The sequence below is a fragment of the Kordiimonas laminariae genome, assembly GCF_023008165.1.
Lineage (GTDB): Bacteria > Pseudomonadota > Alphaproteobacteria > Sphingomonadales > Kordiimonadaceae > Kordiimonas > Kordiimonas laminariae.
The window spans coordinates 58,668-75,560 of sequence record NZ_JAKQZA010000001.1 but is presented as its reverse complement, the minus strand read 5'-3'; the positions used below and the strand labels follow the sequence as shown (position 1 = coordinate 75,560).

At 46.7% G+C, this 16,893-nt stretch carries 13 protein-coding genes; 7 read left to right on the top strand and 6 right to left on the bottom strand.

Annotated elements, in window-relative coordinates; all coding sequences use genetic code 11:
• The first annotated feature begins 63 nt into the window (after window positions 1–63).
• Entirely contained in the window at window positions 64–837 is a 774-nt protein-coding gene (locus tag MF542_RS00325) for a crotonase/enoyl-CoA hydratase family protein (protein ID WP_247014748.1), read from the top strand.
• A gap of 10 nt (window positions 838–847) precedes the next feature.
• Here MF542_RS00325 and MF542_RS00320 read toward each other — a convergent pair whose 3' ends face one another.
• From MF542_RS00320 to carA, 4 genes are all read right to left on the bottom strand, one after another.
• Complete coding sequence (locus MF542_RS00320) at window positions 848–1,600, bottom strand: substrate-binding periplasmic protein (RefSeq protein ID WP_247014746.1); 753 nt, start codon at window positions 1,598–1,600, stop codon at window positions 848–850.
• Between the two features lie 140 nt (window positions 1,601–1,740).
• Entirely contained in the window at window positions 1,741–2,214 is a 474-nt protein-coding gene (greA, locus tag MF542_RS00315; RefSeq protein ID WP_247014744.1) for a transcription elongation factor GreA, read from the bottom strand.
• A 162-nt stretch (window positions 2,215–2,376) separates the two neighbouring features.
• A complete protein-coding gene (carB, locus tag MF542_RS00310; RefSeq protein ID WP_247014742.1) occupies window positions 2,377–5,625 on the bottom strand; it encodes a carbamoyl-phosphate synthase large subunit in 3,249 nt (1,082 codons plus the stop codon).
• A 73-nt stretch (window positions 5,626–5,698) separates the two neighbouring features.
• Window positions 5,699–6,874 carry a glutamine-hydrolyzing carbamoyl-phosphate synthase small subunit gene (gene carA / locus MF542_RS00305; protein ID WP_247014739.1) on the bottom strand — a complete coding sequence of 392 codons (1,176 nt, stop codon included), beginning with the start codon at window positions 6,872–6,874 and terminating at the stop codon, window positions 5,699–5,701.
• 261 nt (window positions 6,875–7,135) lie between these two features.
• Between carA and MF542_RS00300 the strand changes: the two genes are divergently transcribed.
• The 5 genes from MF542_RS00300 (at window position 7,136) to MF542_RS00280 (ending at window position 14,033) form a co-directional block, all read left to right on the top strand.
• A complete protein-coding gene (locus tag MF542_RS00300) occupies window positions 7,136–7,591 on the top strand; it encodes a GatB/YqeY domain-containing protein (protein WP_247014737.1) in 456 nt (151 codons plus the stop codon).
• Window positions 7,592–7,944: 353 nt separating this feature from the next.
• On the top strand, window positions 7,945–8,835 hold the full coding sequence (locus tag MF542_RS00295; RefSeq protein ID WP_247014736.1) for a LysR substrate-binding domain-containing protein: 891 nt from the start codon (window positions 7,945–7,947) through the stop codon (window positions 8,833–8,835).
• Window positions 8,836–9,006: 171 nt separating this feature from the next.
• On the top strand, window positions 9,007–10,989 hold the full coding sequence (dnaG, locus tag MF542_RS00290; protein WP_247014734.1) for a DNA primase: 1,983 nt from the start codon (window positions 9,007–9,009) through the stop codon (window positions 10,987–10,989).
• A gap of 75 nt (window positions 10,990–11,064) precedes the next feature.
• Window positions 11,065–13,092 (top strand): RNA polymerase sigma factor RpoD, encoded by a 2,028-nt coding sequence (gene rpoD, locus MF542_RS00285; RefSeq protein WP_281501473.1) that lies wholly within the window; start codon window positions 11,065–11,067, stop codon window positions 13,090–13,092.
• Between the two features lie 128 nt (window positions 13,093–13,220).
• The gene (locus tag MF542_RS00280; protein ID WP_247014732.1) at window positions 13,221–14,033 is read left to right on the top strand and encodes an aspartyl protease family protein; all 813 of its coding nucleotides are present in this window, start codon (window positions 13,221–13,223) and stop codon (window positions 14,031–14,033) included.
• 60 nt (window positions 14,034–14,093) lie between these two features.
• Here the strand turns inward: MF542_RS00280 and MF542_RS00275 are convergent, their stop codons facing one another.
• Together MF542_RS00275 and MF542_RS00270 are read right to left on the bottom strand one after the other, a co-directional pair.
• On the bottom strand, window positions 14,094–14,924 hold the full coding sequence (locus MF542_RS00275) for a flagellin (protein WP_247014730.1): 831 nt from the start codon (window positions 14,922–14,924) through the stop codon (window positions 14,094–14,096).
• 143 nt (window positions 14,925–15,067) lie between these two features.
• Complete coding sequence (locus tag MF542_RS00270) at window positions 15,068–16,441, bottom strand: amidohydrolase family protein (protein ID WP_247014716.1); 1,374 nt, start codon at window positions 16,439–16,441, stop codon at window positions 15,068–15,070.
• A gap of 163 nt (window positions 16,442–16,604) precedes the next feature.
• Here MF542_RS00270 and MF542_RS00265 point away from each other — a divergent pair, with 163 nt between their 5' ends.
• Complete coding sequence (locus MF542_RS00265; protein WP_247014714.1) at window positions 16,605–16,829, top strand: hypothetical protein; 225 nt, start codon at window positions 16,605–16,607, stop codon at window positions 16,827–16,829.
• Window positions 16,830–16,893 lie beyond the last annotated feature (64 nt).

Sequence of the window (16,893 nt, the reverse complement as noted above, 5' to 3'; positions counted from 1 at the left end):
GAGTTCTTGACCACGGGGTGCTCTGCCTTACCTGATAAAGTGTAAAGCTATGGGGAGGTTTAAGTGACAGAGACATCAGTAAGTACAGAAATTCAAGATGATATTCTGATCGTTCGTATAAACAGGGCGGAGCGCCGGAACGCTGTTGATGGTGAAACCGCGGAAGCTCTTTATCAGGCATTCAAAAATTTTGATGGAGATGAAAAGTTTTCTGTTGCAGTCCTAACCGGTGAGGATGGTTATTTTTGTGCTGGGGCTGATCTTAAAGCGCTTTTGGAAGGAAGTAAAAACCCACTTCAAATGGGAGGGGATCTGGGGCCGATGGGAGCTTCGAGGCTTCAATTGTCCAAGCCAGTTATTGCCGCGATTGAAGGGCATGCGGTAGCGGGCGGTATGGAGCTCGCGTTATGGTGTGATCTCCGGGTGATGGCGTCTGATGCCGTAATGGGAATTTTCTGTCGGCGCTTTGGTGTGTCTTTGATTGATATGGGAACCATTCGTTTGCCGCGCCTTATCGGGCAATCTCGATCCATGGATTTGATCTTAACAGGAAGGCCTGTTGGTGCTGATGAAGCCGAGCATATTGGCCTTGTTAACCGGGTGGCTGAGCCAGGAAAATCTCTGGAAGTGGCTATTAAGCTTGCTCAACAAATCGCAGCGTTTCCGCAGGCTTGCATGAGAAATGATAGGCTTTCAGTGCTGGAACAGTGGTCACTTACCGAAGAAGAAGCAATGCAAAATGAATTTAAACGAGGGCTTTCAGTTATTGATGCGGGAGAAACTGTGGCGGGCGCCAAGCGGTTTGCATCAGGCGAAGGGCGGCATGGAAAGTTTTAAACAGGTAAGTTTATTTGGCTTTGCCAAGGAAGTTATAGTTCATCAAACAATTGATCTTGGTGCTCGCTAGGTCTCTATAATTTTTTCGATTTTTGGATAGGGCGAGGTAAACATTCTCTACACCTAAGCGAGGGGTAACGGCTTTGATTTTCGACAGCCCCTGATTTTTAATTTCCTGCTCAATAACAGGTGTTGAGCCCGCGATGTAATCCAGTTTGTGTCGGGATAGGTTTTCTACAAGCGAAGCATAGCTATTTTGCTCCGATTTTACTGGGCCACCTGATCTGACATAAGCATCAAATCTAGCTTCAAGCATTGCACCCAGCAAAATACCGACACGCTTACCGTCCAGGTCTTTGAGGCCGCTGATTTGCGTAGAGTGCATATGTTCGTCAGTGAAGATGTTCATTTGAGTTTCCCGTAACGGGAATTTTGCAAAATCGAATATTTCTTCACGTTCAGCCGTTTTGTGGGCTGGCACGATGGCATCCACTCGGCCATCAACCGCTATGGTATAAGCCCGGTTCCAAGATGGGGCAAAAATAACATTAGCACTTAGGCCGCAAGTGCTGGCACCTCTTTCAATGCGTTCAGCGATAAGGCCTTGTGCGCCAAAGGGCGTATTTGCACGTTCCAGACTGGAGGAAAGATCAATTGTAATAATAGATAGCGGCTTGTTCTGAGATTCTTCCGCAGTACTTGAGGAAGCCATTACATGCAGTATTGACCAGAACAGAATGATGTAAAGAGTAGCTCTGTGCATGTGATGTTTCCGTGCCTCTCTCAACTTAATATATAACTCAGGAAAGTGGCTTGGTAAATAAAACTGAGATTTCGGAATGTGTTAACAAAAAAGCCTACTCAAAATAAGCAGGCTTTTCATATCTTCAGATATAGAATTAGCTATACAAAATCGATCTTTTCAACGTCGTAGTAGCGATCACCGCCCGGTGTTTTCACTTCTACTTCATCGCCAAGGCGACGACCGATTAGAGCACGAGCGATTGGGGACTGGTAAGAAATACGACCAGCTTTAACATCGCCTTCTTCCTCGCCAACAATCTGGTAAATAACCGTTGCATCGTCTTCATCAATAAGCGTTACCGTTGCGCCAAAAACAATACGGTCACCAGCAAGTGCTTTAGGATCAATTACATCAGCGCGAGAAAGCTTGCCTTCAAGTTCTTGAATGCGGCCTTCAATATGGCCTTGCTGTTCTTTCGCGGCGTGATATTCAGCGTTTTCTGAAAGATCACCGTGTGCGCGTGCTTCTTCAATTGCCGCAACAACATTTGGGCGCTCAACGGATTTTAAATTTTTTAGTTCTGCTTCCAGTTTAGCGTGGCCTTCTGCAAGCATGGGCACTTTATCGTTCATGTGTCCCGTCCGACTTTTCTATTTTCACATCCGGCAGAGCAAATGATGCTCCAGCCTTTACAAAATACGAGCGCCGACTCAAAAGAGCCGGCGCACTGTTCTGTCATTATGTAGTAAAGAAATTGCAAAAAATCAAGCCTAAGCCGATTCTCTGCTGATTCCTTAGTCGTAATCCTGAATCTTCTTCACATCCAGTGCACCAGCTTTTAGTGCTTTCAACGACTTAACCGCAGCGCGGGAAGCGGCAATGGTTGTGAAGTATGGAAGCTTCATCGTAAGTGCTGTGTTCCGCAGTTCATAACTATCCTGAATAGCTTGCTTGCCTTCAGTTGTGTTGAACATAAGCTGTACGTCGCCATCTTTCATGATGTCTAGAACATGTGGGCGTGCGCCTTCGTTCACTTTGTAAACGCGTTCTACTTCAAGATTGTTGGCCGCAAGGTAATCAGCCGTACCTGATGTGGCGATAACACCGTAACCCATATCGAGAAGATTACGTACCATCGGTACAAGCGCATATTTATCACTGTCTTTAACAGAGATGAAAACTTTGCCTTCTTCAGGTAGCTTCACGCCAGCAGCCAACTGGGATTTATAGAAAGCCATAGAGAAGGTTTTATCGATCCCCATCACCTCGCCAGTAGATTTCATCTCTGGGCCAAGCAGTACATCAACGCCCGGGAAGCGTGCCCAAGGGATCACCACTTCTTTCACCGCAACATGCTCAGTGATTGGATCAACCAGATCAAAGTCTGTTAGTTTTTCACCAGCCATTGCACGAGCGGCAAGGGCTGCGATTGGGCTGCCTACAGCTTTTGCAACAAATGGCACGGTACGGCTTGCGCGTGGGTTTACCTCAATCAGGTAAACTTCATCGTCTTTCACCGCGAACTGAACATTCATCAAACCAACCACGTTAAGAGCGCGGGCGAGTGCGCGAGATTGGCGCTTTACTTCGTTCACAAGGCCAACAGGCAAGCTGTATGGCGGCAAGGAACAAGCACTGTCGCCTGAGTGAATGCCTGCTTCTTCAATATGCTCCATGATGCCAGCAACATGAATGTTTTCACCGTCAGATAGCGTATCAACATCTACCTCGATGGCATCCTTAAGGAAGCTATCGATTAGTACTGGGCTGTCACCTGAAACCTGCACGGCTTCAGCAATATAGCGGTCAAGGCCTTCACGGTCATGTACGATTTCCATCGCACGGCCGCCAAGGACATAACTTGGGCGGATAAGAACCGGATAGCCAACACGTTCTGCAACCTGAACAGCCTCTTCGTGGCTGCGAGCAAGGCCATTGTTTGGCTGCTTAAGGCCAAGTTGTTCAACTAATTCCTGGAAACGTTCGCGGTCTTCCGCAAGGTCAATCGCATCCGGGCTTGTGCCTAGGATTGGAATGCCTGCTGCTTCAAGGGCGTGAGATAGTTTAAGCGGTGTTTGGCCACCAAACTGTACGATCACACCTTTAACTGTGCCGTTTTCCTGCTCGCGGCGGATAATCTCAATCACATCTTCTGCGGTTAGCGGCTCGAAATACAAGCGGTCAGAGGTGTCATAATCTGTTGAAACCGTTTCAGGATTACAGTTGATCATGATGGTTTCATAGCCTGCGTCAGAGAGCGAGAAACATGCATGACAGCAGCAGTAATCAAATTCAATGCCTTGGCCGATACGGTTAGGGCCGCCACCAAGGATAACCACTTTTTCGCGGTCTGATGGGTTTGCTTCACATTCGGCAGGCTGGCCTGCTGCAAATGTTTCGTAGCTTGAATACATATAAGGTGTTTTCGCATCAAACTCAGCGGCGCATGTATCAATGCGCTTAAAGCTTGGGCGTACGCCTTTTTCGTGGCGTGCATCCATAACAGCTGCTGGTGTAACGCCTGCAAGCTGGGCTAGGCGTACATCAGAGAAACCAAGCATTTTAAGTTTGCGTAGCGAGCGTTCATCAGCTGGAATGCCGTTCTCTGAAACTGATTTTTCAGAGTTTACAACGCATTCAAACTGCTGAAGGAACCACGGATCAAAGTGTGAAACACGGTGGATATCTTCAAGGGATACGCCTTCACGGATTGCCTGAACAATGCGGAGAATTCGGTTATATTTCGGTACTGCCAGATCGTTCAGAATTGGCTGGAAATCACCAGATGCTGGATCATAATCTTCGAACGTGATTTCATCCAAGCCTTCGAGGCCCGTTTCCATAGAACGCATAGCCTTCTGAAGGCTTTCTGCGAAGCTACGGCCCACGGCCATTGCTTCACCAACAGATTTCATTGCGGTGGATAGGGTTGGGCTTGTGCCTTCAAACTTCTCGAAAGTGAAACGCGGGATTTTGGTTACTACATAATCGATTGTTGGCTCAAACGAAGCTGGTGTAACGCCCGTGATATCATTCAGAAGTTCATCAAGTGTGTACCCAACTGCAAGCTTGGCAGCGATTTTTGCGATCGGGAAGCCGGTTGCCTTGGATGCCAGAGCAGAAGAGCGGCTCACGCGCGGGTTCATCTCGATAACAATCAAGCGGCCGTTCTTCGGGTTCACAGCGAACTGTACGTTCGAACCGCCTGTTTCCACGCCGATTTCACGAAGAACTGCGATCGAAGCGTTCCGCATGATCTGATATTCTTTATCCGTAAGCGTAAGGGCAGGGGCTACAGTAATACTGTCGCCTGTATGAATACCCATTGGATCAACGTTTTCGATGGAACATACGATAATGCAGTTGTCCGACTTGTCGCGCACCACTTCCATCTCATATTCTTTCCAGCCAAGGATGCTTTCTTCTACAAGTACTTCTGTGGTTGGAGAAGCATCCAGGCCTTTGGTAACGATTTCGATGAATTCTTCTTTATTATAGGCAACACCGCCACCTGTGCCACCCATGGTAAAGCTTGGGCGGATAATAGCTGGGAGGCCTGTCCATTCGAGGGTTTCAAGGGCTTCTTCAAGGGTGTTTGCTGTACGGCCGCGACATACTTCCAGACCGATTTTTTCCATCGCAGCATTAAAGCGTTTACGGTTTTCAGCCTTGTCGATTGCATCTTCATCAGCGCCGATCAGCTGAACGCCGTATTTCTTAAGAATGCCCTGTTCAGAAAGCGCCAGTGCTGTGTTCAGGCCTGTTTGCCCGCCCATAGTTGGCAGGATGGCATCCGGCTTTTCCTTGGCGATGATTTTCTCAACAACCTCGGGCGTGATTGGCTCCACATATGTGGCGTCCGCCAGTTCCGGGTCTGTCATGATGGTGGCAGGGTTACTGTTCACCAGAATAACGCGGTAACCTTCTTCTCGGAGGGCTTTACAAGCCTGTGTTCCGGAATAATCAAATTCGCAAGCCTGACCGATCACAATAGGACCGGCGCCAATAATCAGGATGCTTTCAATATCGGTTCTTTTTGGCATGTTGTGTTATCCGTTTTTCTGGCGTCTGTTACATCTGTTATTTGTGCTGAGGACCAATAAAAAGCCGCAAAAACTATGCGGCTTTATGATTCTCAATCATATTCATAAATTGTTCGAACAAATAGAAGCTGTCCTGCGGCCCGGGCGATGCCTCTGGGTGTTGCTGAACACTGAAGATTGGCTTCTTGGTATGTTCGATACCACACACTGTTTTATCAAACAGTGAGATGTGGCTGATTTTGACATCTTCCGGCAGGCTATCACCATCCACGCTAAAGCCGTGGTTCATTGACGTGATTTCCACTTTCATTGTGCGCAGGTCCTGGACCGGGTGGTTTGCGCCGCGGTGCCCTTGGTGCATTTTGTATGTCTTGCCGCCGAACGCGAGGGCAAGTAGCTGGTGCCCAAGGCAGATACCAAAGATTGGCAGGCCTGTTTCAATAAGCTTGTGAATAACCGGTAGGGCATATTCACCCGTCGCGGCCGGATCACCCGGGCCGTTCGATAGGAAAATACCGTCCGGGTTATGGCTCATGATATCATCAAAGCTGGTTTCGGCTGGTACCACAGTAACCTTCGCTCCAGTGGCTGATAGGCAGCGAAGGATGTTATCTTTCGCGCCGTAATCAACCGCAACAACGTGTGCTTTTGGGTTTTCAAGAACGCTGTAGCCTGATTTCAGGTCCCAGCGGGTGCCGTCCCAGCTTTCATTGCTTTCGCGTGTTACATCTTTCGCCAGATCCATACCTTCAAGGCCTGGCCATTCTTTCGCTTGCTTGATTAGCGCAGGAATGTCGAACGTGCCGTCTTTACTATAAGCAATAACACCGTTTGGTGCACCGTTTTCGCGGATATAGCGTGTTAGCTTTCTGGTATCGATCCCGCAGATGCCGACAAGGCCGTTTGTCTCTGCCCAATCTGCAAGATGGTGTTCAGCGCGGAAACTTGATGGGTCTGTAATCTCTTCTCTAATAACAAGACCGCGTGCTGCCGGAGTGCGCGTTTCAATGTCTTCTATATTAGTGCCCACATTACCAATGTGTGGGAAGGTGAAAGTGATGATCTGGCCCGCGTAAGATGGATCGGTTAGAATTTCCTGATATCCAGTAATGGAAGTGTTGAAACAAACTTCGCCGACGGTATCGCCTTCTCGGCCAAATCCATACCCCCAAAAAATAGTTCCATCAGAAAGAACGAGAACAGCAGAAATATCATCCGCTGGAGGTGAGTACAGATCAGAGTCGGTCATGGTCAGGCCTTCTTTCACCAGAGTGTCACAATGTCGTCCCTTGCATATCAAGGGATTAGCCGCTAGATAAACACACCTTAATAGGTATATTGGCTGCGGCCAAATTGACGGGACAATAATCAAACAGGGACTTGGGGTCAAGGGAAAAATATTATAATTTTTCCTTTAAAATCAATAACTTAGCAAATTTTAATAAATTGCTAATTTTTGGGCTCTGCGATAGTATGGTGGCTTCCGACTCGTAGACCGGGGTACAAGGATATGTTACGAGAAGATCTCACTAAAGCAATGAAAGCGGCGATGCTTGCAAAGGAAAAATGTAAGCTCACTACTGTTCGTCTGATTCTGGCGGCCGTTAAAGAAAAAGATATTGAGCTGCGCTCAGAAGACCGTACACCTGAAGAGGATGATGCACTCATCACTGATATCCTCTCTAAGATGGTGAAACAGCGCAATGACAGCATCAAGGCTTATGAAGAAGCCGGACGCTGTGAGCTTGCTGAGCGCGAGCGCGAAGAAATCAGTATTATTCAGGAATTCCTGCCAAAGCAGATGAGTGATGATGAAATCACTGATGCTGCAAAAGCTGTGATTGATGAAATTGGTGCGGAAGGCCTTAAGGATATTGGCCGCTGCATGGGGGCGCTAAAGGCAAAATACGCGGGCCAGATGGATTTCGCGAAAGCAAGCGTTACCATCAAGGGTATGCTGAGCTAATTTAAGCGCTTATATATACATTATTAATAGGGTGAAGCTGCGAGCGTGGCTTCACCCTATTTTTTTATGCTGATCATACATGACCCAGATGTTTTGCTGTTTTAGGGAAGTATGATTTTGATTTTTCCGGCCTTCGGGATGGCTTTGAAAATCCTTTCCTTAATTCAGTTAAGGCAATTTCATCAGCGGGTACCAGCAATACAGTGAGCCTTTCAAGAAAGCTTAGCTGTTGTGTATCGTTGTTTTTCATCATTATATCCTTTCATTTCTACAAGAGATATGATGAGATTTGACCAAATATACAAATTCGTAATATGAAGACTAAGACTTAGATAAATTAAGGCTTAAAGCGAATGGCTTTTAAATTACGCAGTCTTTCGGGGTTGATGGCGTTTGATGCCGCGGCACGGCACGGCAGTTTAACGTTAGCGGCTAAGGAACTTGGTCGCACACAATCTGCTGTGAGCCAGCAGGTGAAGCTTCTGGAAGAAGAAACTGGATTGAACCTGTTTGTGCGAAAACCTCGGGAAGTTGCCTTAACGCCGGAGGGGCGGGCGCTGGCGGATAGTGTGCGCGAGGCGTTCGAAGGGATTGAAGAAACCATCAATCAGCAGAGCAAACGGGATGAGCCTAATGTACTCAGGCTTACCACCTATCAATCGTTTGCTATCAATTGGTTGATTCCAAGATTATCTAAATTCAATGCGCGCCACCCGGAAATTGATGTGATTCTCAATGTGGATGACAGACCGCAGGATATTCGCGCGGAAGGATATGATATCGCCGTGCGGGTTGGGCGTTATTCAAATGTACTGCTTAAAGAAATGTTTGCTCCCATTTATGCGCCTAGCTTGAGTGAGGCCAAGGATATTACTAAGGAGATTGCACACAGCTTTTCTCTCCTCGAGCACCAGACCAAAGATGCATGGGCCAGTTGGTTTGATCTAAACGGTGTTGATATTGCGAAAGTGAAAATTGCAGGGCGCTATAGCCATTCAGGTTTGCTTATTCAGGCCGCTGCCGCGGGGGCTGGGATTGCGCTTGTGCCTTATGCAATTGCTTCTAATGCTATCTTCGCAGGGCAGTTTAAATGTGTACGCGGCAAGCCGCTTGATACGCCATATGGCTATTACATTGTGCATGCACAGGAAGATAAGCCGGAAAAAGCTCGTTTGTTTGAAAGCTGGCTGGTGGAAGAGTTTGCCGAAATGGAACGCCAGATGGAACCTTATCTTATAATTTAGGTAGGTATATTACTTGTTGCTTTGATCAGACATGTAACTAATAAGTTGATGGCATGCTGAGTTAATATACCTAATAAGGGCTTTATTTTGCCGCTATTTGGGATATCATTAGAAGTGTAACACTTGTATTAGGGAGCGTTTTTCGAGGGGCTCCCTTTTTTGGGATATCTAATGGCCTTCAGTCCACAATTTCTTGAAGAGCTTAAACAGCGTTTTACCCTGTCCGATGTTGTTGGACGGCAAGTAAAACTTGTGCTGCGCGGGCGGGAACACCACGGCCTTTGCCCATTCCACAATGAGAAAACGCCGTCTTTCACCGTGAATGACCAGAAAGAGTTTTATCACTGCTTCGGTTGTGGGGCTCACGGTAGCGTTTTTGATTTTGTAATGAACACACAGGGGCTTACTTTCCCTGAGACCATTGAAATGCTGGCTGCTGAGGCTGGTATGGAAGTGCCGAAACAGTCGCGAGAGCAGCAGGAGCGAGAGAAAAAGCGTGCTACGCTTTATGAAGTGATGGATGCGGTTTCCAGTTGGTATCAGGCGCAATTGGTTGGCCAAATCGGTCGCAGCGCGTTTGATTATATCAAAGGGCGCGGCTTAACAGATGAAACGTTGAAGCGATTCGCGCTTGGTTACGCACCAAATAATCGGTCTGCACTCAAGGAAGCGATGCTCGCGCGCGGTATTGGTGAAGATCAGCTTATTGAAACTGGTATGCTCATCAAGCCGGATGATGGCAGACCAAGTTATGACCGATTCCGGGACCGTTTGATGTTCCCAATCACTGACCGTAAGGGGCAAACGATTGCCTTTGGTGGTCGTGCGCTTAGTAAAGATGCAAAAGCCAAATATTTGAACAGCCCTGAAACCACGCTCTTCCATAAAGGTGCAACGCTCTATAATTGGGCGAATGCACGTGCTGCCAGCTATGATGCTGGGCAGGTGATGGTGGTTGAAGGCTATATGGATGTTATTGCCCTTGATCAGTTCGGTGTGAAATATGCAGTAGCGCCGCTTGGTACAGCTCTAACTGAAGATCAAATCGGTCATCTTTGGCATATGGCGGATGAGCCAATCCTATCGTTTGATGGCGATAACGCAGGGATAAGGGCAGCGAACAGGGCGCTTGAACGCGCGCTACCGCTTTTAAAGCCGGGAAAATCACTTCGCTTTATCATGATGCCTGAAGGCGATGATCCTGACACATTGGTGCAGCGTGAAGGCAAAGAGGCTATCGAAAGATTAATAGACAAAGCTGCGCCAATGTCTGAAATGCTTTGGAATTCTCTTACTCAAAATATTGATGCTTCGACACCCGAGAGAAAAGCTGGTTTAAAAAAGCGGATATTTGGGAAGTTGTCAGAAATTCAAGATGAAGGTGTAAAGAAGTTTTATCAGGGGTCTTTCAATTCACTTTTCTTCGATTCTTATGTGCGTGGCTACAAAGCAGCTAAGGCTGGACAGGCGTATAGTCCCAACAAAAAAGGCGGTAAAGGTACTTCGGCTTCGCATTTCGTATCATATACTCAAGGTTACAACGATAAACGTGATAATAGGCCTTATAATCCATTTCAATCGACTTCGAGTAGCTCTTCTAGCCAAGGTGGAATCGCATCAACAAGCATAGGAAGAAGTCGCGGCGAAAGTGCAATTTGTGAACGCCTTGAGCGTGTCATGATGCTGACATTGGTGAATCATCCAGAGATTTTAGTGAAGCATGAAGAGCATGTTGCGACTCTGCGGTTTACAGTGCCGGGGCTAGACGCTATACGCGATGCCTTAATCGAACAGGTAAACGATGATGTTCCCCTTGAACGTGAGGCAGTTAAGACCTACCTTCACGAAAGAGGGCTGACAAATTCATTGGGCACTTTAACTCGAGATGAAACGCTGAAGGACGATTGGTTCGCTTGGCCAGAAGCTGCACTTGCTGATGCGCTGACAGGTTTTGAGCACGTTTATAAGCGTTTTCAATATGTTACGGCTGCGCGCGATGCCTATAGACAAGCTGAGGCAGAGTATGCAGCTGATATGACAGAAGAAAACCATGCACGGTTTGTTGCTGCGCAAGAAGCATATCGGGCACTGGAAGATAAAGAAGTTGATAAAGAAGGATATCGTCTAGAATCTGGGCGTATTTCGTTTGTTTAATACGAATCAGGACGGTTTTCTTTTTATAAATATGGTATAGACTGCGAGTCGCACGCAGATCTGGAGAAAATTTACATGGCAACTACTGCGAATCAACAAGAAGATAAAGCTGCTGGCCGCGATGAGGCAGGTGCAACACCGATGGGCGATTCCACGGAAGCAGCTGTAAAAAAGATGATCGCAAAGGCAAAAGAGCGTGGCTACATCTCATATGATGAGCTGAACGCTGCATTGCCCACTGAAGAAATGTCGTCTGAGAAAATCGAAGACATTATGACCATGCTCTCCGAGATGGGTATTAATGTAACAGACGGCGAAGAGCAGGAAGCTGAAACAGAAGAGCCTGAGGCTGAAGAGCCAGAAGAAGGCAAAGAAGAATTCAAAGCATCAGATAAGAAAGAAGCTGGTGACCGCACGGATGATCCTGTGCGCATGTATCTGCGTGAAATGGGATCTGTAGAACTGCTCTCCCGCGAAGGCGAAATCGCTATCGCGAAACGGATTGAAGCAGGTCGCGCGACAATGATTGAAGGGCTTTGTGCAAGCCCGCTTACATTCCAGGCTATTGTGATGTGGGCAGAAGCGCATGAAAACGAAGAAATGCTGCTTCGTGATATTATTGATCTTGAGGCAACACTGGGTAAGCAGCCCAGTGCAAATGAGCTTGAAGATGAAAACGCTGGCGATGTAATGGCGGATGGTACTTCTTCCGAAGAAGAGGAAGAGCCAGAAGAAGATGAAAACGCTGAAGGCGAAGAAGGTGAAGATGACGGCGAAGAAAAGCCAGCTGCACCAACTGGTCCGCGTGACAGCGATGAAGAAGATGAAGAAGCGGCAATGTCGCTTTCTGCAATGGAAGAGCATCTCACACCTGAAGCTGTTGAAAAGTTCAAGCTGATCACGGCTGCATACAAAAAGTATGTGAAACTGCAAACACAGCGTTTCCAGCTATCACTGACTGGTGAAGACCTCAGCACATCACAAGAACGCCGTTATAAAAAATTGAATGATGAGCTTGTTGAGCTTGTTCGTTCTATCAAATTCAATAACTTCCGTATCGAAGAACTGGTTGATGAGCTATACGGCCTTAATAATCGCCTTATGAGCCTTTCCGGTCGTCTACTTCGTCTTGCTGAACGCCATAAAGTAAGCCGTATTGCTTTCCTTCAAGAATACCAAGGCAATGAACTTGAAGATGGTTGGGGTGACCGCGTTAGCAAGCTGAAAGGCAAAGGCTGGGCAGCGTTTGTTGAAGCTGAAGGCGTTGCAATTAAAAACATCCGTGATCAAGTGGAAGAAATCATGACACGTGCAGGCCTGCATGTGAGTGAATTCCGCACTATTGTGCGTACAGTGCAGAAGGGTGAAAAAGAAGCCCGTATCGCGAAGAAAGAAATGGTGGAGGCTAACCTCCGTCTTGTGATCTCTATCGCGAAGAAATACACCAACCGCGGCCTTCAGTTCCTTGACCTTATTCAGGAAGGTAACATCGGTTTGATGAAGGCGGTGGATAAGTTTGAATATCGCCGTGGTTATAAGTTCTCTACATACGCTACATGGTGGATCAGGCAGGCGATCACCCGTTCTATCGCAGATCAGGCGCGTACAATCCGTATTCCTGTGCATATGATTGAAACGATCAACAAGCTTGTTCGTACTGGTCGTCAGATGTTGCATGAAATTGGCCGTGAAGCGACACCGGAAGAGCTTGCTGAACGTCTATCCATGCCACTTGAAAAAGTGCGTAAGGTTATGAAGATTGCGAAAGAACCTATCTCTCTTGAAACACCGATTGGTGACGAGGAAGATAGCCATCTTGGTGATTTCATTGAAGATAAGAATGCGATCCTGCCTGTTGATGCGGCGATTCAGTCTAACCTTCGTGAAACAACGACCCGTGTGCTTGCATCCCTTACACCGCGTGAAGAACGTGTTCTTCGGATGCGTTTTGGTATTGGTATGAATACAGATCACACACTAGAAGAAGTTGGTCAGCAGTTCTCGGTAACGCGTGAGCGTATTCGCCAGATTGAGGCGAAAGCACTTCGTAAGCTGAAGCACCCAAGTCGTTCACGTCAGCTTCGTAGTTTCCTGGATACATAGGACCAGCTCCTCTGTTTAAGCTTGGTAATATATTCAAAAAGGGTAGTCTTCGCTGGCTGCCCTTTTTTGCCTTTTGGTTAGCGCTTGGTTTTCAGCCTGCTTCAGCTTATGTAGACGGCGCTGAAATAATGCATCAACTTGAGCGAGATGCTTATGGTCGCTTGATGGTTGGTGTACATGTGAACGGCGAAGGGCCTTTCCCTTTCATTCTAGATACCGGTGCCAGCCGAAGCGTTATTTATCGCTCTCTGACAGCTTTGATGGATATTCAAGCTGTTCCCTTTAAATCCCGAAGTATTGTTACAGCCAGAGGATATAGACGGGTTCAGGTTTTTGATGTGAGAGATTTGTTCGCGTTGGGGCAAACGCTACAGGTTGAGGATACTGTTGCTCTACCTGATGTTATTGGCTCACAGGCAAAGGGGTTAATCGGTGTTGATGTCCTCACCGGAAAAACATTGTTGATGAAACCAAAAGATGATCTGGCAGTTCTATTAGATTCATCTGATGATTTCCGTGAGGAAGATGGTTGGAGCTATATACAGGGACGTCCCGTTGCATATGGCTCGCTTGCTCTTGAAATTGAAATTGGCGGTGTAACGGTGCCGCTGATCGTAGATACAGGCGCTTCACATACTGTTATCAATACCTCTGGCGCAGAAGCAATGGCTCGTTCAGGCATAGAAGAAAAAGAGATATCAGCTCGCATTGCAGGAACCCGTTCAACAAAACAAATGTTGGTACCTGACCTTGTTTTAGGGGATTTGGAAATAGGAAATGCAGAGCTTTATGTAGCTGATATACCAGTTTTTGTCTTGTTAGGTGCTTCGAATGTACCGGCCATGATTCTGGGAATGGATGTTCTGGGGGAACATGAATTTGCCATCGATTTCAAAACTTGGCGGCTCTACATCAAGAGCGTTGATAGAGCAGGAAAATAGTAAATAAACACGCAGCAAACTCAAGAGGTTGCTGCGTTATTCAATTTAGATATAGCTTACTTATTCTTGGAACAAGCTTACAATGTTTGAAGGTTGGCTATTTGCAATTGAAAGCGCCTGTGTACCAAGTGCTTGGCTAACCTGATCAGCAGCTAGCTGAGCGCTTGCTTCAGCAAGGTTGGCATCCACAAGATTACCAATGCCTTCTCGCGTTACATTCTCAAGCGTCTGAGAAAATTCTCTGGTCGCCGTGAATTCCTGTGAAGCTGCACCTAGCTCTGATAAGGACGCAGTTACATTTGCAATGCTTGCATCAATCGCTGCAACAGCGGCTTGAGCGTCTGACGCAGTTCCAATGCTTTGGCTATCAGTAAGTGTTACGTTCGGGCCACCCAGCGATAAATCCTGAGCGCTAACCGTAACGCTGCTGTCGCCGTCAGGGCTGGTAATTGCGCTAATGGCATCACCACCAGACTGGAGAGCGTTTGTACCGTTAAAGCTTGAGTTTTCAACAATTCCGGAAATCTGGTCACGGAGCGCATTGAACTGTTGGTTTAGTGCATCGCGGCTTGCATCATCAAGACCAGGGTCTGATGCACGTACCGCTGTTTCGCGCAATTCAAGAAGTGTGTTCGACACTTCTTCAGCGCCAGCGAGCGCAACATCGGTTGTTGAAATAGCTCGGTCAAGCGATTGGCGTACGCTATTCAGGCCGCTAACATCGCTTTCAAGGATTTGGGAAATAGCAAGCAGCGCAGCATTATCCTGCGGGCCGTTTACATCACGGCCTGTTGTTACTCTTTCCTGTGTATTGGCAAGAGAGCTATTTGCTTTCTGCAAGTTTTGAACACCCTGCAAGCTGCCGGCGTTCGTGTTAATGGAGTTTACCATTGTCTCAGCACCATCTTCTATGAACTTAATCTAAGCTCGCGGACCCCTCCGCAAACTTACACCCAATCTTTATTATGGCAGTTTTTCGCTGAAGAAGAAAGGAGTAGATAATATTGTAACAATTGATTTACTGCCTGTTTACCTTATTCAGCGGGTTTTACACCTCTTTTAGGCGGTAAAGGCTTGTCTTTATTGTCGACTATGCCTTGCCTGAATAGCTTCACACCATTCTGCATTACCCACACCATACTGTTAAGTGCTCGAATACCATCTGCAGGGTTATCTGTAAGGTATATCAGATCAGCTTCTTTTCCTTCAGTGATAGAACCTGTGTATTCATCAATGCCAATGATTTTAGCGTTGTTGAGGGTAGCCAGTTTCAGAACTTTAAGAGGAGGTATCTGAATGCGTTCATGGAGTTCCATTTCATAGGGCAAAGATGCCCCGAAAATTACACTGGGTGTTCCTGCATCAGTGCCAATACCAACCAGTGCCCCTTTGTTTACGAGCATAAGCGTGTTTGCCCGCAGGACAGGCAGTTTGGCTTTCAGATACCGTGAGTTATCCCACCAATCTTCCCAGTTGGTCACCATAAGGTCTGAACCCATATTCTGGTAAAGCAGATTGGTGTTAATATTATCCGGATCAAAAACATGTTGTTCTTTAACCGAAGTTTGCACGTCTGCTATGGCTTCAAACATAGCAAAGGTCGAAATATAGGGAATCTGTTTGTCGCGCAGGGTGTTGATTGTTGCATCAGAAAGCTGCTTGTCGACCGTGCCTTGAAGAATGCCGTCCACACCCACATTCAGCGCTGCCTGCACATCATCTGCTCTAGCCGCCGCCACATAAACCTTGCGCTTTAATCGGTGAGTATAAGCTGCTGTTTGTTCCAGCCACTCTACTGGGAATTTTTGCATAGGGTTGCTTGAAAGCCAGCTTTTATCATCGAAGCTAACTTTAACAGCATCAGAGCCACTCGCGAGTGCCAGGTTAACGGTGTTGCGCACCTCTGGGAAGCTTGTGACCTTCTTATCTCCCCAGCCTCCAGGAACTGTGATGCTTTGCCCGGCTGCAAAATAAGATGGATAATCGTTTGGCCTCTCTCGCACTGCTGCTTTCAGAGCGCGCATAACACCGCGCCTTACATTCGGGTCAAATGTAGTGGTGATACCCCAATATAAATTCCTGCGATACAGAGCTAATCGTTCATCCAGGTTCCTTTTTGCAAAACCGCCATCAGCGATATGTTGGTGTGCATCAATAAGACCAGGAATGAGGTATCCTCCTTCAAGGTCTATACGTTCACAGCCGCCGCATTTACCTGTGTAGTTGAAAGATTTAATAATACCGTTCTCAATCAGCATGTTATCAGCCATCAACATGCTTTCTGATGATGCTTCATAAAAACTGAAATTCTCCAGCAAAATACGTTCAGTTTGGGCAAAAGCCTCAAAACTGCTTAATGCTAGAACAGATGCTATGGATGCTGCGATGGATAGGTGTTTTGAAAACATGCTAACTCCCCGGTTTGCAGCGGTTAATTTTATTGGGCTTTTGAAGAATGTCTAGCAAGCAATTGTGGTTTTTGCATGTGCCAATGTTGCAAACAAGCTTGCTGATGACCATATCAGAAGGCAATAATAATCATAAGTTTACAATTGAAGCGAGGATCAACCCATGAATCAATATACTATGGTGTTTTTGATAGTTGTCACTGTAATGAGCAGTTTGGCTTTCAAAAACTGGGTGCAAATGAAATCAGATCAGGCAAAAGCAAAAATGAATGAACTGGGAGATGAAGCTTCCAGAAAAATTGCTGAGCTTGAAGAGCGAGTTAGAGTGCTTGAGCGCATCGCGACCGATAAATCTTCCCGTTTGAGTGAAGAAATTGATGCTCTTTAATTGAGAGTAACCTGCACCAAATAAAAAGGCACCGCATATACGGTGCCTTTTGTTTTTCTATTGC

Bases quoted from the DNA above. Each gene is read 5' to 3' on its own strand.
- MF542_RS00320 (WP_247014746.1), bottom strand. From the start codon at position 1,600: ATGCACAGAGCTACTCTTTACATCATTCTGTTCTGGTCAATACTGCAT.
- greA (WP_247014744.1), bottom strand. From the start codon at position 2,214: ATGAACGATAAAGTGCCCATGCTTGCAGAAGGCCACGCTAAACTGGAA.
- carB (WP_247014742.1), bottom strand. From the start codon at position 5,625: ATGCCAAAAAGAACCGATATTGAAAGCATCCTGATTATTGGCGCCGGT.
- carA (WP_247014739.1), bottom strand. From the start codon at position 6,874: ATGACCGACTCTGATCTGTACTCACCTCCAGCGGATGATATTTCTGCT.
- MF542_RS00300 (WP_247014737.1), top strand. From the start codon at position 7,136: ATGTTACGAGAAGATCTCACTAAAGCAATGAAAGCGGCGATGCTTGCA.
- MF542_RS00295 (WP_247014736.1), top strand. From the start codon at position 7,945: ATGGCTTTTAAATTACGCAGTCTTTCGGGGTTGATGGCGTTTGATGCC.
- dnaG (WP_247014734.1), top strand. From the start codon at position 9,007: ATGGCCTTCAGTCCACAATTTCTTGAAGAGCTTAAACAGCGTTTTACC.
- rpoD (WP_281501473.1), top strand. From the start codon at position 11,065: ATGGCAACTACTGCGAATCAACAAGAAGATAAAGCTGCTGGCCGCGAT.
- MF542_RS00280 (WP_247014732.1), top strand. From the start codon at position 13,221: ATGCATCAACTTGAGCGAGATGCTTATGGTCGCTTGATGGTTGGTGTA.
- MF542_RS00275 (WP_247014730.1), bottom strand. From the start codon at position 14,924: ATGGTAAACTCCATTAACACGAACGCCGGCAGCTTGCAGGGTGTTCAA.
- MF542_RS00270 (WP_247014716.1), bottom strand. From the start codon at position 16,441: ATGTTTTCAAAACACCTATCCATCGCAGCATCCATAGCATCTGTTCTA.
- MF542_RS00265 (WP_247014714.1), top strand. From the start codon at position 16,605: ATGAATCAATATACTATGGTGTTTTTGATAGTTGTCACTGTAATGAGC.